Below are 24,272 nucleotides of genomic sequence, written 5' to 3'. Positions count from 1 at the left end.
CCGGGGCGGTCGGGTGCGGGCGCCGGGGGCGGGAACGAAAGACTGAATGCTGTAAGGCATCCCACTAGCCGCCCGGCTAGCTGCTTGCCGATCGGCAAGGCAGGATGAGCGGTGGACGGGAGCGTGTCCGGAGATCCCGAGCGCGCACAATGCTCATCTGCACAAGGACAGACATTGGCAACGCTGCTCTACCGCCTCGGCCGCGGCTCGTTCCGCCGCCGACGGCTGGTCGTGATCCTCTGGCTGATACTCCTGGTCGCACTCGGCAGCGCGGCAGTGGCCTTCAAGGGCCCGACGACCAGCGACTTCAAGTTACCGGGCACCGAATCCCAGCGCGCCCTCGACGCGTTGAAACAGGAGTTCCCGGAGGCCAGCGGCGCCACCGGGACGATCGTCGTCGCGGCCCCGGACGGGGACACGCTGGCCGATCCGAACATGGCGGCCGCCGTGAAGCAGGTCGTCCAGGAAGCCTCGCAGGTGCCGGGCGTCCTCGGGGCGGTCGACCCGTTCATCGCGAAGTCGCTCTCCCGCGACGGGCGGTACGCGCTGATCCAGGTCCAGTTCCGCGACCCGGTCGACGACATCACCGACGCGCAGCGCGAGGCCTACGAGCAGGCCGGTGAGTCGCAGCGGGACGTCCTGCAGGTGGAGCACGGCGGCGAGGTCATGACGTCGCCGCCGGAGATCGGTGGTCAGGAGGGGATCGGCGTCGCGGTGGCGCTGGTCGTCCTGCTGGTGACGTTCGGGTCGCTGGTCGCCGCGGGCATGACGATGCTCAACGCGCTGATCGGCGTCGGGGCCGGGATGGCGGGTCTGTACGCGCTGTCCGGGGTCATCTCGCTGAACAGCACGGCGCCGATCCTGGCGCTGATGCTCGGCCTGGCTGTCGGCATCGACTACTCGCTGTTCATCACCTCGCGGCACCGGCAGCACCTGGCCGAGGGGCTCGACCCGGAGGAGTCGGCCGCGCGGTCGGTCGGCACCGCGGGTTCGGCGGTGTTGTTCGCCGGGATCACGGTGATCATCGCGCTGGCCGGGCTCACGGTCGTCGACATTCCGTTCCTGTCGGCGATGGGGCTGGCCGCGGCCGGGACGGTCGCGGTCGCGGTGCTGGTCGCGATCACGCTGCTGCCCGCGTTGCTCGGCTTCGCCGGCCTGCGGGTGCTCCCGCGGAAGGCGCGCCGTGCGGTCGCGGCCGCCCGCGGGGCCGCTCCCAAGCACGCGTCGTCCGTGGTGGCGGCGTCCGACAGCGCCGGTCCGGGCAAGCACGAGGCCCCGCTCCCGACCGGCTCGCCCGCCGCCGCCGACCCCGCCGCCGCCGACCCCGCCGCCGCCGATAGCACCATCGGCGACCCCACCGCCGCCGCCGCGAACGGCCGCAACGCCGCCCCCGCCGCCGCGAACAACCGCAACGCCGCCCCCACGGCCGGCCACAGCGCCGCCGCGGCCGGCCGCGAGACCGTAGCCGCCTCGGCCGGCCGCGAGACCGTAGCCGCCTCGGCCGGCCGCGAAACCGAAGCCGCGACGGCCGACGCGCCCCTCGTCGGCGGGCTGTTCGGCAGCGGCAAGGAACCCTTCGGGTTCCGCTGGGCCCGCTGGATCATCAAGGCCCGGATCCCGGTCCTCATCGTCGGCATCCTCGGCCTGGGCCTCCTGGCCCTGCCCGCCGCGAACATGCGCCTCTCCCTCCCGGACGCCACCCACGCCTCCCCGGGCACCCCGGAGCGCGCGGCCGCCGACCTGATCACCGAGGGCTTCGGTCAGGGCGCCAACGGACGCCTGGCGATGGTCGTCTCCAGCGACTCGCCGCAGCAGACCGCGGCCGCCGTCCAGGAGGCGACCCAGCGCCTGACCGGCACCCCGAACCTGGTCTCGATCACCCCGCCGAACTTCAGCCAGGACAAGCGCACCGCGCTGCTGGCGATCATCCCGAAGGACGGACCGACCGCGCCGAGCACCGAGACCCTGGTGCACGACGTGCGCGACAAGGTGGCCGGCATCCGCGACGCCGACGTCTCGCTGACCGGCCAGACCGCCGTCGGCATCGACGTCTCGGAGCGGCTGTCCGACGCGCTGCCGATCTACCTCGCGCTGGTCGTCGGGCTGTCGGTCCTGCTGCTGATGCTCGTGTTCCGGTCGATCCTGGTGCCGCTCAAGGCCGCGCTCGGCTTCCTGCTCACGGTCGGGACGACGTTCGGCATCACGGTCTGGATCTTCCAGGAGGGCCACCTGGCCGGGCTGGTCGGCGTGCAGACGCCGGGCCCGCTGGTGAGCTTCCTGCCGATCATCCTGATCGGCATCCTGTTCGGTCTGGCGATGGACTACGAGGTCTTCCTGGTCTCCCGCATGCGGGAGGACTTCGTCCACGGCGCCGACGCCCAACAGGCGGTCGTCTCCGGCATGGGCCACGGCGCCCGGGTCGTCACGGCCGCGGCGCTGATCATGACCAGCGTGTTCGCCGGCTTCGTGCTGATCGACGACGCGACGATCAAGGCGGTCGGCTTCGCGCTGGCGCTCGGCGTCGCCGTGGACGCGTTCGTCGTCCGGATGACGATCGTGCCCGCGGTGATCTCGCTGTTCGGGCGGGCGGCCTGGTGGCTCCCGCGGTGGCTGGATCGCGCGCTGCCGAACGTCGACATCGAAGGTGAGAAGCTGCACCGGCAGCTCGAGCAGGAACCCGCGGAGCGGGAGACGGTCTCGGTCTGAGGGTCAGCCGGACGCGCTCGCGAGCAGCCGGGTGAGCAGGCCGTCGAAGGCGGCCAGCTCGTCCGGGGCGAGCGCGCCGAACGTGCGGCCCAGCACGTCGTTCAGCACGGCCTGGCCCTCCTCCTGGACGGCCAGGCCGTGCGGGGTCAAGCGGTGCTTCACCGCCCGGCCCGGTCCGGGGACGCGCTCGATCAGGCCGCGGTCGATCAGGCGGGCGGCCAGCGTGCCGAACGACTGATCGGTCTGGAACGTCAGCACGGCCAGGTCGTGCAGCGACGCGTCCGGGTTCTGGCGCAGGTGGCGCAGGGCGTCCCACTGCACGATCGAGAGGCCCAGCGGCGCCAGCGCGACGTTGGCCGCGCGATGGTGGGCCATCTGCAGCCGCTTCACCGACAGTCCGATCTCGGCCAGCGAACGAGTCATGGTCGGCAGCGTATCAGGTTGCTTATATCAACATGCTTATCTAAGCTCCCTGATATGACTCCTCACTACACCGAACGGGGCGCCGGGCGCCCGATCCTGCTGCTGCACGGCGGAGCCGGGCCGTTCTCGGTGACCGGGTACGCCGAGCGGCTCGCGGCCGAGCTGCCGGCCCGGGTGATCACCCCGACCCACCCGGGATTCGACGGGACCCCGCGCCCGGACGACCTGACGACGATCGGCGGGCTCGCCGACGTGTACGTCGACTTCCTCGACGCGCTCGACCTGACCGGCGTGACGGTCGTCGGGAATTCGATCGGCGGCTGGATCGCCGCCGAGATCGGCCTGCGGCGCTCACCCCGCGTCGACCGGCTGGTCCTCGTCGACGCGGTCGGTCTGCAGGTGCCCGGCCGGCCGGTGGCCGACTTCTTCAATCTGACGTTTCCGCAGGTGGCGGAATTGAGCTACTACGATCCGGACGCGTTCCGCATCGACCCGGACGCCCTGCCGCCCGCGGCCCGGGCCGCGCTGGCCGGTAACCGCGAGGCGCTGGCGGTCTACGCCGCTCCGATGGAGGACCCGACGCTGCGGGACCGGCTGGCGGCGATCGACCGCCCGACGCTGGTGGTGTGGGGTGACTCCGACCGGATCGTCACCCCGGAGTACGGCCGGGCCTACGCCGACGCGATCCCCGGCGCGCGGTTCGAGTTGCTGCCGAAGACCGGCCACCTGCCCCAGCTCGAGAGCCCCGACCTGCTCACGGCCCTCCTCGCAAGCTGAGCCCGTCGCCGCGATCCGGGACTTCGGGCCTCGCTACGAGGTTCGGCCCTCCGTCCGGAGTGGCGGGTCAGCTGTCGAAGCCCAGGCCCAGGCGGTCCAGGGAGCGTAGCCAGAGGTTCCGGCGGCCGGCGGTCTCGTCGGCCCGGATCAGCGACGCGCGGGTCGCCTGGATGCCCGCGTAGGCCAGCGGCTCCGGGGGGAACGGGATCGGTTTGTGGCGCACCAGGCCGAGCCGGGTCCGCTCGGTGTCGGCATCGTCGAGGAGGTCGAGCATCACGTTGCCGGCGAAGCGGGTTGCGGCGACGCCCAGGCCGGTGAAGCCCAGCGCGTACGTGACCCGCCGGTCCCAGGCCGTGCCGTAGAGCGCGAAGAACCGGGTGCAGGTGTCGATCGCGCCGCCCCAGGCGTGGGTGAAGCGGAGCCCGTCGAGCTGCGGGAACGTGTCGAAGAACTGCTCGGCGAGCCGGTCGAACGTCTCCGGGCGGGTGTCGTACGACCGGCGCAGCGCGCGGCCGTAGTGGTAGATCGCGTCGTAGCCGCCCCAGAGGATGCGGTTGTCGCGGGTCAGGCGGCTGTAGTGGAACTGGTTGGCCCGTTCCGACAAACCCTGCCGGTTGGCCCAGCCGATCGCCGCGAGCTGGCCGTCGCTGAGCGGCTCGGTGACCAGCACGTAGTCGTAGACCGGCACGGTGTAGAGCCGAACCCGGCGAAGCAGGGCCGGGAACGCGTTCGTGGCCAGCGCGACCTGGCCGGCCCGCACGACACCCCGGGCGGTGGTCAGGCGCACCCCGTCAGCCAGGCGGTGCAGGCCGGTGACCGGCGAGCGCTCGTAGATCCGCACCCCGGCCGCCTCGCAGGCCCGGGCCAGACCCCAGGCCAGGGCGGCCGGGTCGAGCGTGGCCGAACCGTGCTTCTCCCAGACCCCGCCGACGTAGCGCGGCGAGTCGATCTCGGCCCGGACCCCGTCCCGGTCGAGCAGCACGCCGTCCCCGGAATGCGGGCCGAGCTGCCACGGCTCGGTCGCGACCGACAGCGTCCCGTTCCGTTCCCAGCCGCAGTCGATGCCGTACCGGGCGATCGCCGCCTCGATCTCGTCGAGGTTCTCCAGGCCCATCGCGGTGAGCTCGTCGATCTCGTCCGGGAAGTGACGCAGGCCGTTCTCGCGGCCGTGGGTGAGGCTGGCCGAGCAGAACCCGCCGTTGCGTCCGGACGCGGCCCAGCCGACGCGCGCGCCCTCCAGCACGACGACGTCCCGGGCCGGGTCGCGCTCCTTGGCCAGCAGCGCGGTCCAGAGCCCGGCGAACCCGGCCCCGACGACGGCCAGGTCGGCGGTGTCCGCGCCGGCCAGCGCCGCCCGGGGGGCCGGCCGGTCCGGGTTGTCCAGCCAGAACGGCGTGTGCGACGCGTCCTGCCAGGCTTTGTGCGCCCTGCGGTCGCCCACCCGGCCCCGGTGGCCGCCCGCTCGGCCCCTCCGGTCGCCCGCCATTCAGGCCACCCCGACGGTCGAGTGCACGCTCTGTCCCCGGAACCACGTCCCGACGACCTTCGTCCGCCAGATCTCCGAACGCGGACGGTCGAACGGGTTCGCGTCGAGAATCGCGAAGTCCGCGGACCGACCGACGGCGATCGCTCCGGCGACGTCCTCCTGGTGGTTGATCCAGGCGCTGCCGCGGGTGAACGCGCGCAGCGCGACCGGCAGCGAGAGCCGCTGATCGGGCAGGAACGCACCGTCCTGCGGGGTCCACCGGGTCTTGTCCGGCACCGGGGTCCGGTTGACGGCCACGTGCAGCTGACGGATCGGATCGGGCGTCGACACGGGCCAGTCGCTGCCGAACGCGAGCGTCGCCCCGGCGTTCTCGAACTCGCCGAACGGGTACTGCCAGCCGCCGCGCTCAGTCCCCAGGAACGGCAGCGTGAGCTCGGTCATCTGCGGCTCCAGCCGGGCCCAGAGCGGCTGCGCGTTCACCGAGACGCCCAGCGCCCGGAACCGGTGGACGTCCCGCGGGTGCACGACCTGGACGTGCGCGACGTGCGGCCGGTGCCGGGCCCCGATCGCCTCGACGACGTCGAGCGCCTCGGTCACCGCGGCGTCGCCGACCGCGTGGAAGTGCAGCTGGAACCCGGCCCGGTCCAGCCGGCGGGCGCACTCCAGGAGCATGTCCCGCTCGAAGAACGAGATCCCGGTGTTGCCGGTCGAGTGGCCGTGCCCGTCCAGGTACGGCGACGACATCGACGCGGTGTGGGTCTCGCACACCCCGTCGAGCATGATCTTGACCGCGCCCAGCGTGAACAGGCCGGGCGGCAGCGCGGCCCGGGCCGCGACGATCGTGTCGACCTGCGAGACGTCCAGCTGCGGATCGAGCCAGTAGGCCCCGACCACCCGCGCGGTCAGCTCACCGGCCGACTGCAGCGCCAGGTAGGCGGAGATGTCGTCGGGGTCGACGCGCACCTTCGCGTCCTGCCAGCCGGTGATGCCGAGCGAGTTGAGGTACCGCAGCCCGGCCCGCAGGGCGTCGACCGTGTGCGACGGCCCCGGCGCGGGCAGCAGACGGGTGACCAGGTCCATCGCCGACTCGTGCAAGGCGCCGGTCGGCGCACCGGACGCGTCCCGCTCGATCCGGCCGCCCTCCGGATCGGGGGTCGACTCGTCGATGCCCGCGGCCCGCAGCGCGGCGGTGTTCACCCAGGCCGAGTGGTGGTCCCGGTTGTAGAGGAACGCCGGGCGGCCGTCGGTGACGGTGTCCAGCGAGGCCGCGTCCGGCACGCCGCCGGGGAACGCGGTCATCGACCAGCCCCCGCCGGTGATCCAGCCGCTGCCCCCGTAGGCGGCGACCGCCGCGAGGTACTCCGACCGTTCGGTGTAGTCGGCCAGCGCGCACTCGAGCAGCTCGGCGCCGCCCATGATCGGGTGCACGTGGGCGTCGACGAACCCGGGCAGCACGGTCGCACCGTCGAGGTCCACGACCCGGGTGTGCGAGCCGGCGACCGCCGCGTCCCCGACCGCGCTGATCGTGGTTCCGGTGACGGCGACGGCCGACGCCCAGTTCGCGTCGCCGTCATCCAGGTAGAACTGGCCGTTGACCAGAAGGGTGGTCATGAGCGACTCCGGCGCGACGAGGCGCGGGTGAGGACGATCCCGGCCGTGCCGAGAACGAGGGTGACGAGGAGCATGAGCGAACCCACCGCATTGATCTCTGGGGACAGCCCGAACTTGATCGCGCCGTAGATGTAGACCGGGAGCGGCGAGGTGCCCGCCCCGGTGGTGAACGTCGAGGTGACGAAGTCGTCGAACGAGAGCACGAACACCAGCAGGGCCGCGCCGACGATCGCCGGGGCGAGCTGGGGGAGCATGACGAGCCGGATCGCCTGCCACTCGGTGCAGCCGAGGTCCTTGGCCGCCTCCTCGACCTCCGGCCGCAGGCCGGCCAGCCGGGTCCGGACGACGAGCGTCACGTACACCAGCGAGAACGTGATGTGGCCGAGGATCACGGTCGTCGTGGAGAGGTTCCAGTGCAGGCCGCTGGTGAAGACCAGGAACAGCGCGACCGCGGTCGCGATCTCCGGGGTCACCAGCGTCGCGATCAGCACGGTCTGCGGCGGTCGCGACCATCGCGTCCGCGAGCGGGCCAGGCCGAACGCGAAGATCGTGCCGAGCACGGTCGCGACGACCGACGTGACCGCCGCGATCTCCAGGCTCACCCGCACCGAGGCGAGCAGGTCGGAGTTGTCGAACAGGGCCGCGTACCAGTGCAGGCTCGGTTGCTCGAACGAGTTCAGCGACTTCTTCGAGTTGAACGAGAACAGCACGACGACGGCGATCGGCAGCAGCAGGAAGACCCCGACGAGCGCGGTGACCGCCCACAGCGCGGTCTTGCCGGCCGGAAACCGCCGACGGCGCCGCCGGGGGACCGGCGCGGGCCGGGTCAGGACGTCAGCCACGGGCACCCCCGAGCAGACGCCGCCGCCACGGGATCGAGACCGCGGCCCCGAGCAGCGCGATCAGCGCCAGCAGCCCGACCAGCAGCACGGTCAGCGCCGCCCCGACCGGCAACGCGCCCGCGGTCTGGGCCTGCCCGGCAATGATGTTGCCGATCATGTACTGGTCCGGTGACCCGAGCAGCTGCGACGTCGCGAAGTCGCCCATCGCCGGCAGGAACACCAGCAGGCAGCCGGAGCCGATGCCCGGCAGCGTGCACGGGATCGTCACCCGGAACATCGTCGCCACCGGCCCGCCGTACAGATCCCGGCCGGCCTCGATGACCGACGCGTCGAGCTGGTCGATCGACACGTACAGGGCCAGGATCATGTACGGCAGGAAGTTGTAGACCAGCCCGCCGATCACCGTGTACGAGTGCCCGAGCAGATCGGCGTTGCGTCCCAGCACCGACGAGAGCACCCCGCCGTTGCCGACCAGCTGGATCCACGAGTAGATCCGGATCAGGTAGTCGACGAACCACGGCACCAGCACCAGGAGCAGCAGCGCGTTGCGGTACCGGCCGCCGTACCGGGCGACGGTGTAGGCGGCCAGGTACCCGAACACCAGGCAGATCGCGGTCGTCGCCGCCGCGTAGCCGAGCGAGCGGGCGAAGACGGTGAGGAACCCGCCGTCGACCACCAGCCGGTACGCGTCGGTGTGCCAGCCGTAGATCGGCCGGCCGATGATGTCCGTCGTCGCCAGGGAAACGGCGAGCACCACCCCGAACGGGGCGACGAACAGCGCGATCAGCCAGGCCGACCCCGGCAGCAGCGAGAGCCGCGCGAGGGTCTTCTGCTTCACCGGATCAGGCCTGGACCTTCAGCCAGGCCGCGTTCCACATCGTCCGCTGGGTGGCGGTGAGGCCCTTCTGCCAGGCCTTCGTGTCGCTGAGCAGCGACGTGCCGAACGTGAGGAAGTCGTGCCCCTTGACCAGCGTGTCGTACGTCGCCATGCCGGTCTTGGTGGGCACCGGGTAGCCGATGTACTTGACGTTCGCGGCCATCTGCTCCGGGGCCAGCACCCAGTCGAGGAACAGCATCGCGTTGCCGGTGTGCGGCGCGTTGATCGGGATCGTCATCACGTCGTCGTTGAACAGCTGGCCCTCTTTGCACAGCTGGAAGTCCAGGTCGGCGGCGTCCTTGGCCTGGCTGAGCGCGGTGTAGACGTTGCCGGTGTACGACGGCAGCAGCGTGGCCTGGCCGGACGAGAGCGCCTGCACGGTGTTCGTCGAGTTGAAGCCGCCGAGCTTGCCCTTGATGCTCCGGATCGCGTCGACGGCCTTATCGAGGTCGTCCTGCTTGTCGGAGTTGGCGTCCAGGCCCAGGTACATCAGCGCGACCGACAGGCTGATCTGGTAGTCGTCGATCAGGTAGACGTGCTTCGGGTCGGTGTCGACGTTGGTCCAGAGGTCCTTCCAGGACTTCGTCAGGTTCGTGTACTTGCTCTTCCGGTAGGCCAGGCCGACCGGGGCCATCGCGTAGCCGACCGAGTACTTCGCGCCCGGGTCGAAGTACGGGTCGTTGAAGTACTCGATGACCTCGCCCCAGTTGGTCAGGGCGTCATGGTTGATCTGGTGCAGCAGCCCGACCGACGTCACCTGCTGCAGGAACGTCGAGTTCTGGATCGCGATGTCGAACGGCTGCTTCGCGGTGATCTTCTGGATCATGTCGTTCATCGAGGCAGTCGCGGTCTGCTTGACCGTGATCCCGTACTTCTTCTCGAACCCGTCGATGACCTCGGGAGCGAAGTACCCGTCCCAGGCGTAGAGGTTGAGCGTGTCGCCGTCCTTGGCCGCCTTCAGGGCCGGAGCGGCCTTGGTCGACGAGGACGACGAGTCGTCGCCGCAAGCGGCCAGCGCGGCGAGCGCGGCCAGGCTGAGCGAGCCGCCGAGAAACGCGCGGCGGTCGATGAAACCGGTGGGTCCGGGTCTGAGTGTCTTACGCATGGCGGGTCTCCGGGGGGTTGAACGTGTGGGCGTTCTCGGTGGGCCAGGTCAGCCAGACCGCGTCACCGCGGCTCAGGAGAGAGGAGTCAGGTCCGTTCTTCTCGAACACGACGACGTTCTCGAGAAGGGCAGTGCGCACGACATAGCTGGTCGAGACCCCGAGGTAGACGATCTCCTCGACGGTTCCGCGCAGCCGCGACCCGACGACCGGCGCGTCCTTGAGGACCGTGATCTTCTCCGGCCGCACGGTGAACGTCACCGGAGAGCCGACCGCGTGACCGGCCGGGGCCGGCACCAGCAGCCGCTCGTCGGCGTTCAGGTCGAGCACGAGCTCGTCACCGGCCAGCGCCGTCGAGGGCGCCGAGAAGAGGTTCGACGTCCCGATGAACTGCGCGACGAACGGCGTGTCCGGGCTCTCGTACACCGACTTCGGGTCGGCGCACTGCTCGACCAGCCCGTTGTTCATCACCGCGACCCGGTCGGACATCGTCAGCGCCTCGGACTGGTCGTGGGTGACGTAGACGAACGTCACCCCGACCTCGCGCTGGATGCGCTTGAGCTCGATCTGCATGTTCTGGCGCAGCTGCAGGTCGAGCGCGCCGAGCGGCTCGTCCAGCAGCAGCGCCCGGGGCCGGTTGACCAGCGCGCGGGCCAGCGCGACCCGCTGCTGCTGCCCGCCGGAGAGCTCCCGCGGCATCCGCCGCTCCCGCCCCGTCAGCTGGACGACGTCGATGATCTCGCCGACCCGGCGGTCGAGCTCGGCCCGCCGTACCTTCTTGCGACGGAGCCCGAACGCGATGTTGTCGCGCACGTTGAGGTGCGGGAACAGCGCGTAGTTCTGGAAGACCATGTTGACGTCCCGCTTGTGCGGCGGCACGTCGGTGACGTCGGCGCCGTGCAGGCGGATCTGCCCGGCGGTCGGGTCCTCGAACCCGGCGATCATCCGCAGCGTCGTCGACTTCCCGCAGCCCGACGGCCCGAGCAGCGAGAAGAACTCGCCGTCGGCGATCGTCAGGTCGACGCCCCGGACGGCGGCCACCGCGTCGGTCTTCCCGAACGATTTCTCGACGCCCACGAGCTCGATGGCCGGACTCAGCACGGCACGCTGAGGATCTCGTAAGGGATCGTCGAGAGCGTCCGCGTGCCCGACGTCTGGTAGACGATCGTGTCGAGCAGCCCGAGCCCGATGATGCTCTCGTAGTTCGTCACCAGGCCGTCCTCGATGACGCCCTGGTCCTCGTCGGAGTTCACCGTGAACAGCCACTCGCCGACCCAGTCGGGCGGGAAGCTGATCCCGAGCTCGTAGCCGCCGACCCAGTACTGGCTGTTCAGCTCCCAGACCCCGGCGTCCTGGTAGTACTCGCGCAGCGCCCGGGCCACCTCACGCACCGGCGTCCCGACCTTCGCGGTGCCGGTGAGGACGTCGTACGCGCCGCCGAGGAACGTCATCAGCTCGACCGCGATCTCCGGCGGCTCACCCAGGTAATAGAACGCGTTCCGGTTCGCGTGGTAGTGGTTGTACACGCCGCAGGGGTCGACCTCGAGCCAGTCGCCGGCCCGCAGCACGCGCCGCCCGGCGATCGCGTGCCCGAGCCCGCCGGCCGGTGTGGTCACGACCGCGAGCTCGTGCAGCGCGGCCGGCTCGCCGCCGGCCCGGGCCATTCCGATCACCATCTCGGCCCAGGCCTCGAGCTCGGTCATCCCCGGCGCCAGAACCTCGCGCAGGTGCAGCAGGCCCGCGTCGCAGATCTCCGCCGCCTTCTCGATGTAGGCGATCTCGGCCGGGGACTTCAGCCTGCGCACCCGCCGGATCGCGTCGCTCGCGTCGACGACCGTGGCTCCGGCGGCCGTGAGTGCGGCGTCGACCTGGGCGGCCACCGCGGGATTCGGGACGTAGCTGTACTTCTCGACGCCGACCGTCCCGGTCGTCCAGCCCTCGTCCTTCAGGTTGCGGACGATGAAGTCGAGCATTCCGGCGCGCTCGTAGCGGGGCAGTAACCTGACGTCCTGCGCCACCGACGTGCGCCGGATCATCTCCTGGTGCTCGTATCCCTCGAACTGGATGACCGTGTCCGAGTCGACGTGCACCGCCGAGCAGGTCAGCGGCCGCCACTGGCGGGGCGCGCCCGATTTGTACCAGCGCAGCGAGAGGCCGTGCAGCCAGCACATCGCTTCCGGCGAGAACAGCAGCAGCGTCCGGATGCCGTCCTCGGCCATCGCCGCGCGCAGCTTGGTCAGCCGGGCCGCGTACTCCTCCCGGGAGAACGGGATGTCGGGGTCGACCGCGTTCCGCGTCGCCTCGCTCTCGGCGAGGAACCGTGTGACTGCGCTGACGTCGATGGTGCCCACGTGCTGACCGCCTTCTTCCGCGCCGCATCCGCTGATGGGCGGACGTTATTTTGCGAACTCAGCGACTGTCAACGTTTAGTCTTGCGAAAACCCCTAACCCGGAGGCGTGATGCCACGAATTAAGCAAGTCGCCCCGAACGGTGCCGGCGAAGTGCTGGACGATATCGACCGGGAGATCGTGGCCGCGCTCCAGCACGACGGCCGGCGCTCGTACTCGAGCCTGGCCACCGACCTCGGCGTCGGCGAGAGCGTCGTCCGGTACCGGGTGCAGCGCCTGGAGAAGTCGGGGATCCTGCAGATCGTCGGGATCGCCGACCCGCTGAAGGTCGGGTTCGACCTGATGGCGATGGTGGGCGTGGGGGTGGAGTCCGGGCGGCTCGCCGAGGTGTCGGCGACGCTGGCGCTGTTACCCGAGGCCAGTTACGTCGCCTCGGTCGCCGGGCGGTTCGACCTGCTGGTCGAGGTCGTGTGCCGGGACACCAAGCACTTCTCGAGCCTGCTCACCGAGGGTATTCAGTGCGTGCCCGGGGTCGTGCGCACCGAGTCGTTCCTGATCCTGTCGATCGAGAAGATGGCCTACGGCTGGGACGTCCGCAAGAACGTCGGCCGCTCGTGACCTCGTCGGACTACGTCATCGTCGGCGGGGGGACCGCCGGGGCGATCCTCGCCGCGCGGCTGACCGAGGACCCGGCGGTGACGGTCACGCTCGTCGAGTGGGGGCCCAGCGACGAGGACGAGCCCCGGGCGACCGCGCTGCGCCGCTGGCCGGAGCTGTTCGGCAGTGAGTACGACCTCGACTACCGCAGCGTCCCGCAGGCCCGCGGGAACTCGGACATCCGGCAGACCCGGATGCGTCTGCTCGGCGGGTGCTCGACCGTCAACACGATGATCGCCTGGCGTCCGCCAGACGCTGACCTGCGGGAATGGGTGACGCTCGGCGCGTCCGGCTGGGGCCCGGAGGACTTCGGCCCGTACTTCGACCGCCTGCGGACGCCGATCACGCCGGTCGCCCCGGCCGACCGCAACCCGCTGCTCGCCGACATCGTGACCGCGGCGGCGAAGGCCCTCGACGTCCCCGAGCGGTCGTCCTGGAACTCCGAGCCCTATGTGGATGGAGCCGGCTTCTTCGAGGTCGGCTACGACCCGGCGACCGGCGCGCGCTCGTCGTCGTCCCGCGTCTACCTGCACCCGGTCCGGCCCGACCGGCCGAACCTCCGTCTGGTGCTGCGCACCCGGGTCACGAAAGTTCTGGTGGACGAGGGACGAGCCACCGGTGTGCGCGGCCTGGACGAGCACGGCGAACCGGTGACGCTCCGTGCGCACCGGGAGGTGATCCTCTGCGCCGGGGCGATCGATACGCCCCGGCTGCTCCTGCTGTCCGGGATCGGGCCGGCCGGCGTGCTGGCCGACGCCGGGGTGCCGCTGGTCCACGACCTGCCCGGCGTCGGCGAGAACCTGCAGGACCACGCGGACGCGCTCGTCGTCTGGGAGACCGTGGACCCGGTGCCGCCGGAGATGGCCAGCGGCTGGGACGCCGGGGTCCTGGCCCGGATCGACGAGAACGGCGAGCGGCCGGACGTCGTCATGTTGATGGGTGTGGAGACCTGGGCCGAGCACCTGACCGCGGAAGGCTACGACCTGCCCGCGCACACGACGTCGCTCTCGCCGAACGTGGCGAAACCGGCGAGCCGCGGACGGATCTGGATCACCAGCGCGGACCCGGACGCGGCCCCGAGCCTGGACTACCGGTCGTTCACCGACCCCGGCGGCCACGACGAGGCGGTGCTGGTCGCCGGGCTGCGGATGGCCCGGCGGATCGCCGCGACCGAGCCGATGGCGTCGCGGGTCGTGCGCGAGGTGTTCCCGGGCCCGGACGTGCGGAGCGACGAGGACCTGTCGGCGATCGCGCGCCGGACGCACCAGACCGTCTACCACGTGTGCGGGACCGCGCGGATGGGCGCGGCCGACGACCCGCTGGCCGTCGTGGATCCGTCGCTGCGGGTCCGCGGGCTCGCCGGGCTGCGGATCGCCGACGCCTCGGTGTTCCCGACCGTGCCCTCGGTGAATCCGATGTGCACGGTGATGATGCTCGCCGAACGGGCCGCCGACGTGTTACGGGGGAGTTACTGAGTCGCTTGTGAGTCGAGAAGAGACACCGGTTGCCGGGGCTGGCTGCTGAGGTTGGCCCCCGTTCGGCAGAATCGGGGTCGCCGCGAGCCGCCGGCTCGGTGGGCAGGGTCGGCGTAGGGCGGACAACGGGTGATCATCGATCGGCAGCAGCTGGTGGCGGCCCTACCGCAGTACGAGATCGGCGACGTGATCGGGCGTGGGGCGCACGGGCTCGTGGTGGCCGCACGGCACCGCCGGTTGGGTACGACGCACGCGGTGAAGGCGCTCGCGGTCGCCGAGGCCGATCTCGCGTCCGCCTCGCGGCGGTTCCTCACCGAGGCCCGCGTGATGACGTCGCTCGACCATCCGCACATCGTCCGGGTGAACGAGTACGCCGAGCACGGCGGGACGCTGCTGCTGGTCATGGAGCACCTCGGCGGCGGGACGCTGATCGACCGGGCTCGCGACCGGGTGACGCCGGAGGCGGCCTCGGCCTGGATGCTGGCGGTGGCCGAGGCGCTGGCCGTCGCGCACCGGCAGGGGGTCGTGCACCGGGACATCAAGCCGGCGAACCTGCTGTTCACGGCGGACGGGCTGCTGAAGGTCGGGGACTTCGGGATCGCGAAGCTGTTCGCGGGGTCGGACGCGTCGGCCAGCGCCGACATCGTCGGGACGCCCCGGTACATCGCGCCGGAGCAGATCTCCGGGGGCCGGACCGGGCCCGGCACCGACCTCTACGCGCTCGGGGTGACGTTCTACGAGCTGCTGACCGGGCGCCCGCCGTTCCCGGCCGACCTGAACATGCCGGGGTTGCTGCACCACCACCTGTCGGTGCCGCCCCGGCCGCCGGACGGGGTGTCGCCGGCGCTGGCCGCGCTGGTGCTGCGATTGCTGGCCAAGGATCCGGCCGATCGGCCGGAGACCGCGCGGGACTTCGCGCGGGCGCTGGTGGAGGCCGCGGACGAGGACCTGGGGCACGACTGGATCGCCCGGTCGGGGGTGCCGCTGCGGATCGACGGGGCGTTGCTGTACCGCGATCGCACGCCGGTCCCGCCGTTCGCGAAAACGATTTACCTGGCCGAGCAGCCGCCGTTGCCCCCGATTGAGCCGGACGCGCCGCCGTCCGGGGAGGGCGCGCGCGCGTTCGCCGCGCGGGGCGCCGGGGGTGTTGCGCGGTTCGGGCGGGCGGTGGCGCGGCGGGAGCGCTCGGCGCTGGTCGCGCTCGGGGTGGTGCTCGCCGTGCTCGTCGCCGGGGTGGTGTTCGTCGTCGCCCGGCCGGACGGGTCCGCGACCGTGACCGCCGCCCCCACGGCCTCGCCGGTGCGCACCGTCGCGCCCCCCACCGCGACCCTGCTCGGCCAGTTCTACGCCGACTCGACGATCGCCGGCGTCCTGGCCACCAACGAGGACGCGTCCCGCGTCGCCTGGGTCGCCACCGACGGCGGGGTCAAGATCTGGCAGCCCCGGGACGCCCACCAGGTCACGGTCGGCGGCACCGGCGACGCGTTCTGGGCCGTCGCGTTCGCGGCCTCGGCCGACCCGGGCCTGGCCGGCGACGGCGGCCTCCTCCTCACCGGGGGCCAGGACGGCTGGATCCGCCAGTGGGACCCGGCCAACGGCCAGCAGGCCGGCGCGTTCACCGCGGCCGGTGGCCCGGAGCAGACGATGGCCGTCGCGTTCGACGGCGACGGCAGCACGATGGCGGCCGGCGGCTCCGACGGTACGGTCCGGATCTGGAACGCGATCACCGCCGAGACCGAGGACCCGCCGCTGCGCGGCCACACGTCCCCGATCGCCGCGATCGCGTTCGCCCCGACCCGCGACCGGGTCGCGACCGCGGCCGACGACGGCGTGCGGATCTGGAGCCGGGGCAGCCACCAGCAGGTCGCGTACCGGCCGAACGCGAAGGGCGCGGTCACGACCAGCCTGATGTTCAGCCCGGACGGCCACCGGCTCGCGGCCGGCGGGCTGAACAACGTCGTGCGGCTCTGGGACCCGAAGACCGGGAACCCGGTCGGGGCGGCGATCGAGCCCGGCCTCACCGACAGCCTCGCGCTCGGCTTCACCCGCGACTCGCGCCGGCTGGTCACGGTGGCCGGCAACTCGGTGCGGAGGTGGGACGTCACGACCGGCGCGCAGGTGGGGGAGGAGCTGACCCTGCACCTGAGCGCGCCGGCGGTGGCGGCGGCCCTCACCCCGGACGGCACCCGGGTGGTGATCGCCGCCTCCGACGGCTCCGTGCGGCTCTACCGGATCAGCTGACCGCGATCGACGCGGCCACCGGCGGCGTCGACGTCGGCGTGCACGGGATCGCGAACGTGCCGAAGACCGTGACCGCGGTCGCGGTGATCGTGCCCGGCGAGAGGTCGACCTGACCGGCGCCGGTCAGCGTCAGCGACCCGGTCATCGGTGCCGGCGTGATCGGCGTGTTCGCCGGGATCGGCTCGGTGTTCGGCGTGCCCTGGGCGGTGAAGCTGCCGGTCTGCGCCCCGCCGACCGTCACCTCGATGCTCGGCGTCACCGAGCCCGCCTCCAGGTCGATCGGCGCGGTGAACGGCGCCGGTCCGGTCTGGACGGTGACCTCGACCGTGTCGCCGACGGCCGCGGTCGCCGGCGCGGTGATCGTGACGTCGACGTCCCCGGTGAGGGTGCCGGTGAGCGGGACCTCGCAGGAGTAGTTCACGGTGACGGTGTCGGCGTAGGCGGGCGGGGCCAGCACGAACGTCGAGCCCGCGGCCAGCACGAGCACGGCAGCGGCGGTGATCCGCCGGAGGGGGTGGGACATGCACGGCTCCTTCAGGGGAGGCCCCGGGCATCGTTACCGCGGGGGGTGCTGTCCCGTTATAGTCGTTTATAGGATGATGTCAATTGTCCGGAAATGAGCAAGATCGCGTCAGCTTTGTTGTTCGGCCTGCTCAACGACGTCGGGAATCGGTTCAGGGTCCGGGTCGGTGAGCTGGTCGCGGACGTAGGTCCAGACGACGCCGATCACCGCGGCGACCGGGACCGCGAGCAGGCTGCCGACGATGCCGGCCAGGCTGCCGCCCAGCGTCACCGCGAGCAGCACGACCGCCGCGTGCAGGCCCAGGCCCCGGCTCTGCACCATCGGCTGGAAGACGTTCCCCTCCAGCTGCTGCACGACGACGATGATCGCCAGCACGATCAGCGCGTCGGTGAAGCCGTTCGAGACGAGCGCGATCAGCACCGCGACGAACCCGGCGAACAGCGCCCCGACGATCGGCACGAACGCGGCGACGAACGTCAGCACGGCCAGCGGCAGCACCAGCGGCACCCCGACGATCCACAGCCCGATGCCGATGAACACCGCGTCCAGCAGTCCGACGAACGCCTGCGAGCGGACGAACGCGCCGAGCGTCGCCCAGCTGCGCGCGGCCACCACCGGCACGTCGGTCGCGAACCGCCCGGGCAGCTGGCGGGTCAGCCAGGGCAGGAACCGCGGCCCGTCCTTGAGGAAGAAGAACATCAGGAACAGCGCCAGCACGAGCGTGACGACCCCGTTGACCACCGTGCTCACGCCGGTGACCGCGGTGGTCGCGATCGTGCCCGCGCTGTCCTTGATCCGGGTCGTGACGCTGTTCAGCGCGTTCGTGACCTGGCTGTCGTCGATGTTCAGCGGGGGACCGGCCACCCACTCGCGCAGCCGCTGGATGCCGTCCGCGACCCCGGTGGCCAGCTTCGGCGACTCGGAGGCGACCGGCACCGCGATCAGCACGATCACGCCGATCCCGAGCAGCAGGAACACCACCGTGACCAGCGAGGCCGCCAGCGCGGGCTTCCAGCCGTGATTGCGCAGGAACCGGGTCGGTGGCCAGGTGAGCGTCGTCAGCAGCAGCGCGATGACGAGCGGCCAGACGATCGACCAGGCCTTGCCCAGCAGCCAGAGCGTGACCGCGGCCAGCAGGAGGACGAGCAGCAGGTCCAGGCTCGCGCGCGCCGACGTGCGGAGCGCGGTGCGGGTCTTGGTCGGACTGAGCATGCCGGGCATGCTCCACACCCTAGGGAAACACCGTGTAACGCCTCACGCGCCACACCGGGAACACTCGGAGCGACCCCAGGCCCTACGATCCTGGCCCTATGGAGCAGACTTCCGCCGCGGTTCGCGATCTGACCGATTCGGAGCAGAACGAGGCCGTGCTCACGCTCGCGTCCCGCCTGCTCACCGACGGCACCGCCACGGACGGGAACGGCCCGGCCGTCGCGGCCGAGGCCGCCGCCGCGGCCCGCTCGCGGGCCCGGCTGGCCGCGGCGGCGACCCCGGTGCACCTGACCGTCGTGTTCGCGATGTACGGCGAGACCGGACGGATGGTCCCGCGGTCCGAGCACCCGCACGGCGAGGACTTCGTCCGGGCCAAGGTGCGCCAGCTCGACTGGCTCACCGCCGGTCTGCCCGGCGTGACCTGGAACATCCTGGCCTGCGACGACGGCTGCCCGGACGAGCCGTCGAGCGCCGACGTGATGGCCGGGATCATCGCCGCCGAGGGCTACGACGACGTCGCGGTGATCCGGCTGGCCGACCTGATCGGTGGGAAGTTCCCGATCAGCCCGGCCTTCGACGCGCTCACGTCGACGAACCAGTCGCGCAAGGGCGGCTCGATCCTGGCCGCGCTGGCCACCGCGGTCCGTGACGGCGCGCCGGAGGGCGTCCGCCACGTCGTTCTCTACACGGACGCGGACCTGTCCTCGAACCTGGCCCAGGTGGGGTCTCTGGCCGCACCCATTCTCGACGGGGCGGCCGGCGCGCTCGGGCAGCGGTACGGAATGGACGGCGCGGTGCTGGTCAAGCCGGACGGGCCGTCGGTCGAGCCGCACAGCACCGGCGACAAGCCCGACAAGCTGATCGTGCTGTTCCGGCACTTCGTCCGGGCGACGCTGATTCCCGACCTGGCCCGGGTGCTCGACACCCAGGCCGGGTTCAAGGCGTTCGACGCCGAGGCGCTCGCCCCGGTGCTCGGCGAGATGTCGTCGTTCAACGAGACGTTCGACGTCGAGCTGCTGATCCACCTGGCCCAGCGGTACGGGGCCGGCGCGCTCGCGGTCGAGCCGATCGTGTTCACCGAGGACTTCGCGGCGACGAACTTCCCGAGCGTCGACCCGGGGGCCCGGCACCTCGCGATGGTGCAGCAGGTCGTCGACCTCTACGACTCCTACGTCGCCGCGGTCGCGCCGGCGACCGGCGAGGCCGCCGAGGTCCTCGGCTTCGTGCGCGGGCTCGACCTGGACGCCTACGTCCGCCTGATCGAGGCCCTGCGCGCCGAGGACGCCGGCGACCCGACGCTGTTCGACCGCCGCTGGACCGTGGCCAACCTGCGGTCGCTGGTGGGCTAGCGGTAGAACGCCGGGCGGTCGCCGGGGGCGACGGGCTGGGTCGTGCCCGACGCCAGGGACGCGATGCCGGCCTCGGCCACCGCGTTGGCGACGTAACCGTCCCAGGCCGACGGGCCCTCGGCGGTGCCGTCGGCCGCGGCCGCCGCCCAGCGGGTCAGCTCGGCCCGGTAGGCGTCGGTGAAGTGGGCGACGAAGTCGCGGCCCACCGGCGTGCCGGTCGCGCCGTCCACCGACGTGACCACGCCCGGCCGGGCCGGCAGCTGGGCCGTGCCCCGGGACCCGACGACCTCGCAGCGGACGTCGTAGCCGTAGCCGGCGTTGACGAACACCTCGATCGTGGCCATCGCCCCGCTCGCCAGGCGCAGCCAGGCCAGCTGCGGGTCCTTGACCCCGGTGAGCCGGGGCGACTCGATCCGGATCGACGTCACCTCGGTGTCGAGCAGCCAGGGCACGACGTCGAGCTCGTGGATCATCGACCCGGTGACGATGCCGGCGTCGCTGACGCTGGTGTGGTTGACCGGGTTCCGGTGGACGTTGTGCACGATCAGCGGCTCACCGGCCACCCCGGCCGCCAGCACGGCCTTCAGCGCGAGGTACCCCGGGTCGTACCGGCGCATGAACCCGACCTGCACCAGCCGCCGCCCGCCGGCCTGCTCGGCCTCGACGATCTTGCGCGCGTCGGCCGCGGTCTCGGCCAGCGGCTTCTCGCACAGCACCGGCCTCCCGGCGGCCAGGCAGGCGAGCACCAGGTCGGCGTGGGTGAAGTCCGGCGACGCGACGATCACCGCGTCGGCGTCGGCGATCAGCTCGCCCGGGGTCGCGGCCGGGCGGGCGCCCAGCGGGCCGGCCACCGCCTCGGCGCGGCCGGCGTCGGGGTCGTGCACGGCGACGACCCGGGCGGCCGGGACGCCGGTCGCGAGCGTGGTCGCGTGCCCGGCGCCCATGGCTCCGGCGCCGATCAGGCCTACTCGTAACGTCACTGCCGTACCTCCAGCATGTCCGCGGTCGCGTCGACGGCCGCCTCGACGTCTCCGTCCGGCGGGAACAGCAGCGACCGGCCCACGGCCATCCCGACGACCGCCGGGTCGGCCAGCGCCTTCGCCCAGGTCGCGAACTGGGCCTGCTGATCGGCGCCGACCTCGCCGCCGAGCAGCAGCACCGGCAGCGTGGTCGCGGCCAGCACCGGCTCCATGTCGTCGGTGACCGGCAGCTTCAGCCAGGTGTAGGCCGACGTGGAGCCGAGCCCGGCGGCGATCACCGCCGACCGCACCACGGCCTCGGTGGACAGGTCGTTGACGAGCCGCCCGTCCGTGCGGCGGGCCAGGAACGGCTCCACCATCGCGACCAGCCGCCGGTAGGCGAGCTCGCGGACCGCGGTCGCGCTGCTCTCGAGCGTGCGCACGGTCGCCGGGTCGTCCGGGTCGATGCGCAGCAGCATCTTGCCGCCCTCGAGCCCGGCGGCGGCGATCCCGGCCGCGTCGTAGCCGGTGAACCGGTCGTCGACCTCGAACACGCTGCCGGCCAGCCCGCCGCGGTTCATCGACCCGAGCACGACCTTGCCCTCGAGCGCGCCGAGCACCAGCAGGTCCTCGATGACGTCGGCGGTGCCGAGGAACCCGTTGACGCCGGGCCGGGCCAGCGCCCGGACGATCCGGTCGAGCAGGACGGCCCGGTCGCCCATCGCGGCCGCGTTCCCGCCGGCCGCGAGCGCACCGCGGGCCGGGTGGTCGGCCGCGATCATCAACAGCCGTCCGCCGTCCCCGAGCGGCCCTCGCGGACGCTCGCGGGCCGCGAACAGCGCGGCGATCCGGTCCGGTTCGGTCAGCCGCAGCCGGACGATCCGGCGGACGTCGTCGGCCGTGACCCGCGGGCCGGCGGACGGGCTCACCCGAGCGCCTTGCGCACGAACTCGTACGCGGCCTGGACGTCGGTGAGCGGGCCGGGCGCGTCCGGGGCGCCGTGCTCCAGCTTCAGGTCCTGCTCGAGGACGTACCAGCCCCGGTATCCGGCCCCTTCGAGCGTCGCGATCATCGCCCCGACGTCGACCGAGCCGGTGCCCAGGACGCGGAACAGCCCGGCCGCCACCGCGGCCGAGAACGCCAGCTCCCCGGAGCGGACGCGAGCCGCCAGCCCGGCGTCGACGTCCTTGAGGTGGACGTGCCCGACCCGGCCGGGGGCCCCGGCGGTGATCGCGACCGGGTCGGCGCCGGCCGCGACCAGGTGGCCGGTGTCGATGCAGAGCTGGACGACCGAGCCGTCGAGAACTCGGCTCACGTCGTCGGCGTTCTCGACCATCGTCCCCATGTGCGGGTGGAGCACGGCCAGGGCACCCCGCTCGGCCGCCCGGGCGGCCAGCCGGTCGAGGTTGCCCAGCAGCGTGGCCCACTGCGCGTCGTCCAGGACCGGGCGCGCGTTGTACCCGTCGACGCCGGTGCTCGCGGCCAGCACGAGGACGCGTCCGCCGGCCGCCAGGGCGCCGTCGAGATAGGCGTCCGCCTCGGGAAGCGGGTCGGAACCGGCGTCGTGCAGGAGCACCGGGAGGAATCCGCCGACGGCCGAGAGGCCGTACCGGGCCAGGCAGGCGCGGCGCTCCGCGCCGTCGTCCGGCAGGAAGCCGACCGGGCCGAACTCGGTCGCGGTGAGGCCGACCGTCCGCATGTCGTCCAGGACGTGCTCCGGAGAGAACTGGAAGCCCCAGCCCGGGACCTCGCTCACGCCCCAGGAGATCGGGGCGCCGGCGATGCGGGGGGACGACGGAGTGGTCATCGGGTCTCCTCATCGAGCGCGACCTTGTATGGACATACTGACATCCGAACCTAGTGCCGCGAAAGAGCTCCTGGCGAGACCAAATGTTTGTTCCGCGCACCCTCACATAGATCCTTCTCTAAACTTCGTACGATCCGCCCATCGAAGGGGATGAGGGCCGTGGCAGAGCAGCGGGACGAATCGTTCGACTTCGTGATCGTCGGCAGCGGCGGAGGCGGCCTGGTCGCCGCGCTGGCCGCCCACGAGGCCGGGCTGAAGCCGGTGATCCTGGAGAAGCAGCCGTACGTCGGCGGGTCGACCGGGATGTCCGGCGGCGTCGTCTGGATGCCGGACAACCCGCTGATGCGCCGCGACCGGGTGCCGGACTCGTACGAGGACGGGCTGGCCTACTTCGACGCGGTGGTCGGCGAGCCCGACCAGGGATCGTCGCTGGCCCGGCGGGAGGCGTTCCTGCGCCAGGGCCCGGAGATGGTCGCGTTCCTCGAGCGTCGGGGCGTCGAGTTCGTCCGCTGCGAGGGCTACTCGGACTACTACAGCGACCGGAAGGGCGGCAGCGACCGCGGCCGCTCGATCGAGGGCGTCCCGTGGGACGGGCGCCGGCTCGGCGAGTGGCACGCGAAGATCATCCCCGGCATGGCCAAGGGGATGGGGCTGGCGGTCAAGACCAACGAGGTCCGCAGCCTGCCCACCTGGACCCGCTCGTTCCGCTCGCTGCGCACGACCGTGCGGGTCGGCGCGCGCACGTACGTGTCCAGGTGGCGCGGGCAAGACCTGTTCACGAACGGGATGTCGTTGGTCGGCCAGCTGACGAAGATCCTGGTCGAGGCCGGCGTGCCGATCTGGCTGAACGCCGGGGTGTCCGGCCTGGTGGTCGAGGGCGGCCGGATCGTCGGCGTGGAGGCGGACCGCGGCGGCGAACCGGTGGTGGTGCGGGGCACCCACGGCGTGCTGCTCGCCGCGGGCGGGTTCGAGCGCAACCCGGAGATGCGCCGGAAGTACAGCGCCGACACCCAGCCCAACGACGGCCAGTGGACGATGGCCAACGCCGGCAACACCGGCGAGGTGCTCGCGGCCGCGATCGCGGTCGGCGCCAAGACCGACTACATGGACGACGCGGTCTGGCTGCCCAACCCGCGGATGGAGCTGGCCGGGACCGCGGTCGCGCTCGGCCGGCAGTACCCGCACGCGATCTTCGTCAACGCCGAGGGAAAGCGGTTCGTCAACGAGTCGAACTCCTACCTCGAGGTCGGCAAGGCGATGTACGCCCATGACGGCGTGCCGTGCTGGCTGATCTTCGACGACACGTTCCGCAAGCGGTACGCGTGGGCCCGGGGCCTGCCGACGCTGCGCCGGTTCGCGTCGGTGTTACCCGGCCGGATGCCCGAGGAGCTGGTCACCAGCGGGTGGATCAAGCGGTCGGCGACGCTGCCGGACCTGGCCGCGCAGCTCGGCGTGGACGCCGACGCGCTGGTCGCCACCGTGGGCCGATTCAACGTCCACGCGGTGCAGGGCGAGGACCCGGACTTCGGGCGCGGGCGCTCGCAGTACAACAAGGCGCTGGGCGACCCGGGCAGCAAGCCGAACCCGTCGGTCGGGCCGGTCGACACCCCGCCGTACTACGCGACCCAGATCTACCCCGGTGACGTCGGGACGATCGGCGGCGTGATCACCGACGAGCACGGGCGGGCGCTGGACGAGGCCGACGCGCCGATCCCCGGGCTCTACGTCACCGGGAACATGGCCGCGACCGTGATGGGCCGCTACTACCTGGGGGCCGGAGCGAGCATCTCGAACACGATGACGTTCGGGTATCTGGCGGCCCGGCACGCTGCCGGAGTCTGAGGCGTACCGGTGGTGCGGACGGCACCCTGAGTG

20 protein-coding genes are annotated in these 24,272 nt (G+C 72.1%); 7 read left to right on the top strand and 13 right to left on the bottom strand.

The genetic code is table 11. The annotated features are described in order from the left end of the window. Positions 1-174 precede the first annotated feature (174 nt). Entirely contained in the window at positions 175-2,706 is a 2,532-nt protein-coding gene (locus FL583_RS40880) for an MMPL family transporter (RefSeq protein ID WP_205752073.1), read from the top strand. 3 nt (positions 2,707-2,709) lie between these two features. On the opposite strand, the gene FL583_RS12560 is transcribed toward FL583_RS40880, so the two are convergent. After that, on the bottom strand, positions 2,710-3,129 hold the full coding sequence (locus FL583_RS12560; protein WP_142704769.1) for a MarR family winged helix-turn-helix transcriptional regulator: 420 nt from the start codon (positions 3,127-3,129) through the stop codon (positions 2,710-2,712). 54 nt (positions 3,130-3,183) lie between these two features. Between FL583_RS12560 and FL583_RS12555 the strand changes: the two genes are divergently transcribed. Next, a complete protein-coding gene (locus FL583_RS12555) occupies positions 3,184-3,906 on the top strand; it encodes an alpha/beta fold hydrolase (RefSeq protein ID WP_142704768.1) in 723 nt (240 codons plus the stop codon). Positions 3,907-3,973: 67 nt separating this feature from the next. Here the strand turns inward: FL583_RS12555 and FL583_RS12550 are convergent, their stop codons facing one another. From FL583_RS12550 to FL583_RS12520, 7 genes are read right to left on the bottom strand one after another with little or no spacing between them, the layout of a single operon-like run. Next, positions 3,974-5,392: an NAD(P)/FAD-dependent oxidoreductase gene (locus FL583_RS12550; protein ID WP_142704767.1), complete on the bottom strand. Its 1,419-nt coding sequence runs from the start codon at positions 5,390-5,392 to the stop codon at positions 3,974-3,976. After that, positions 5,393-7,003: an amidohydrolase gene (locus tag FL583_RS12545; protein ID WP_142704766.1), complete on the bottom strand. Its 1,611-nt coding sequence runs from the start codon at positions 7,001-7,003 to the stop codon at positions 5,393-5,395. It lies immediately after the preceding gene. Then, positions 7,000-7,845 (bottom strand): ABC transporter permease, encoded by an 846-nt coding sequence (locus FL583_RS12540; protein WP_205752072.1) that lies wholly within the window; start codon positions 7,843-7,845, stop codon positions 7,000-7,002. The genes FL583_RS12545 and FL583_RS12540 overlap by 4 nt, the downstream gene beginning before the upstream one ends. After that, positions 7,838-8,683, bottom strand: coding sequence for an ABC transporter permease (locus FL583_RS12535; RefSeq protein ID WP_142704765.1), 846 nt, complete (start codon positions 8,681-8,683; stop codon positions 7,838-7,840). Before FL583_RS12535 ends, FL583_RS12540 begins: the two co-directional genes overlap by 8 nt. Before the next feature lie 4 nt (positions 8,684-8,687). Next, positions 8,688-9,827, bottom strand: coding sequence for a polyamine ABC transporter substrate-binding protein (locus tag FL583_RS12530; protein WP_142704764.1), 1,140 nt, complete (start codon positions 9,825-9,827; stop codon positions 8,688-8,690). Then, positions 9,820-10,923, bottom strand: a complete 1,104-nt coding sequence (locus tag FL583_RS12525; RefSeq protein WP_142704862.1) for an ABC transporter ATP-binding protein — start codon at positions 10,921-10,923, stop codon at positions 9,820-9,822. The genes FL583_RS12530 and FL583_RS12525 overlap by 8 nt, the downstream gene beginning before the upstream one ends. Next, entirely contained in the window at positions 10,920-12,176 is a 1,257-nt protein-coding gene (locus FL583_RS12520; protein ID WP_205752070.1) for a M24 family metallopeptidase, read from the bottom strand. The genes FL583_RS12525 and FL583_RS12520 overlap by 4 nt, the downstream gene beginning before the upstream one ends. Before the next feature lie 151 nt (positions 12,177-12,327). Here FL583_RS12520 and FL583_RS12515 point away from each other — a divergent pair, with 151 nt between their 5' ends. The 3 genes from FL583_RS12515 (at position 12,328) to FL583_RS12505 (ending at position 16,547) form a co-directional block, all read left to right on the top strand. Beyond that, complete coding sequence (locus FL583_RS12515) at positions 12,328-12,792, top strand: Lrp/AsnC family transcriptional regulator (protein WP_205752069.1); 465 nt, start codon at positions 12,328-12,330, stop codon at positions 12,790-12,792. Then, positions 12,789-14,306, top strand: a complete 1,518-nt coding sequence (locus FL583_RS12510; protein WP_142704762.1) for a GMC family oxidoreductase — start codon at positions 12,789-12,791, stop codon at positions 14,304-14,306. The genes FL583_RS12515 and FL583_RS12510 overlap by 4 nt, the downstream gene beginning before the upstream one ends. A 129-nt stretch (positions 14,307-14,435) precedes the next feature. Then, positions 14,436-16,547, top strand: coding sequence for a WD40 repeat domain-containing serine/threonine protein kinase (locus tag FL583_RS12505; protein ID WP_142704761.1), 2,112 nt, complete (start codon positions 14,436-14,438; stop codon positions 16,545-16,547). Here FL583_RS12505 and FL583_RS12500 read toward each other — a convergent pair. Further along, a complete protein-coding gene (locus FL583_RS12500) occupies positions 16,540-17,070 on the bottom strand; it encodes a hypothetical protein (protein ID WP_142704760.1) in 531 nt (176 codons plus the stop codon). The two genes, FL583_RS12505 and FL583_RS12500, sit on opposite strands and share 8 nt — an antisense overlap. Positions 17,071-17,178: 108 nt before the next feature. Further along, positions 17,179-18,291 (bottom strand): AI-2E family transporter, encoded by a 1,113-nt coding sequence (locus FL583_RS12495; protein ID WP_142704759.1) that lies wholly within the window; start codon positions 18,289-18,291, stop codon positions 17,179-17,181. An 89-nt stretch (positions 18,292-18,380) separates the two neighbouring features. Here FL583_RS12495 and FL583_RS12490 point away from each other — a divergent pair, with 89 nt between their 5' ends. Beyond that, positions 18,381-19,631 (top strand): glycosyltransferase family protein, encoded by a 1,251-nt coding sequence (locus FL583_RS12490; protein ID WP_142704758.1) that lies wholly within the window; start codon positions 18,381-18,383, stop codon positions 19,629-19,631. Here the strand turns inward: FL583_RS12490 and FL583_RS12485 are convergent. From FL583_RS12485 to FL583_RS12475, 3 genes are read right to left on the bottom strand one after another with little or no spacing between them, the layout of a single operon-like run. Then, positions 19,628-20,611, bottom strand: coding sequence for a Gfo/Idh/MocA family oxidoreductase (locus tag FL583_RS12485; RefSeq protein ID WP_142704757.1), 984 nt, complete (start codon positions 20,609-20,611; stop codon positions 19,628-19,630). The two genes, FL583_RS12490 and FL583_RS12485, sit on opposite strands and share 4 nt — an antisense overlap. Continuing rightward, on the bottom strand, positions 20,608-21,519 hold the full coding sequence (locus tag FL583_RS12480; protein ID WP_142704756.1) for a Cgl0159 family (beta/alpha)8-fold protein: 912 nt from the start codon (positions 21,517-21,519) through the stop codon (positions 20,608-20,610). Before FL583_RS12480 ends, FL583_RS12485 begins: the two co-directional genes overlap by 4 nt. Beyond that, a complete protein-coding gene (locus tag FL583_RS12475; RefSeq protein ID WP_142704755.1) occupies positions 21,516-22,397 on the bottom strand; it encodes a TIM barrel protein in 882 nt (293 codons plus the stop codon). Before FL583_RS12475 ends, FL583_RS12480 begins: the two co-directional genes overlap by 4 nt. A gap of 159 nt (positions 22,398-22,556) precedes the next feature. Here FL583_RS12475 and FL583_RS12470 point away from each other — a divergent pair, with 159 nt between their 5' ends. Continuing rightward, a complete protein-coding gene (locus tag FL583_RS12470; protein WP_142704754.1) occupies positions 22,557-24,239 on the top strand; it encodes an FAD-dependent oxidoreductase in 1,683 nt (560 codons plus the stop codon). The last annotated feature ends 33 nt before the right edge of the window (positions 24,240-24,272 follow it).

Source organism: Cryptosporangium phraense (genome assembly GCF_006912135.1).
Lineage (GTDB): Bacteria > Actinomycetota > Actinomycetes > Mycobacteriales > Cryptosporangiaceae > Cryptosporangium > Cryptosporangium phraense.
This window is presented reverse-complemented; position numbering and strand designations above follow the sequence as displayed.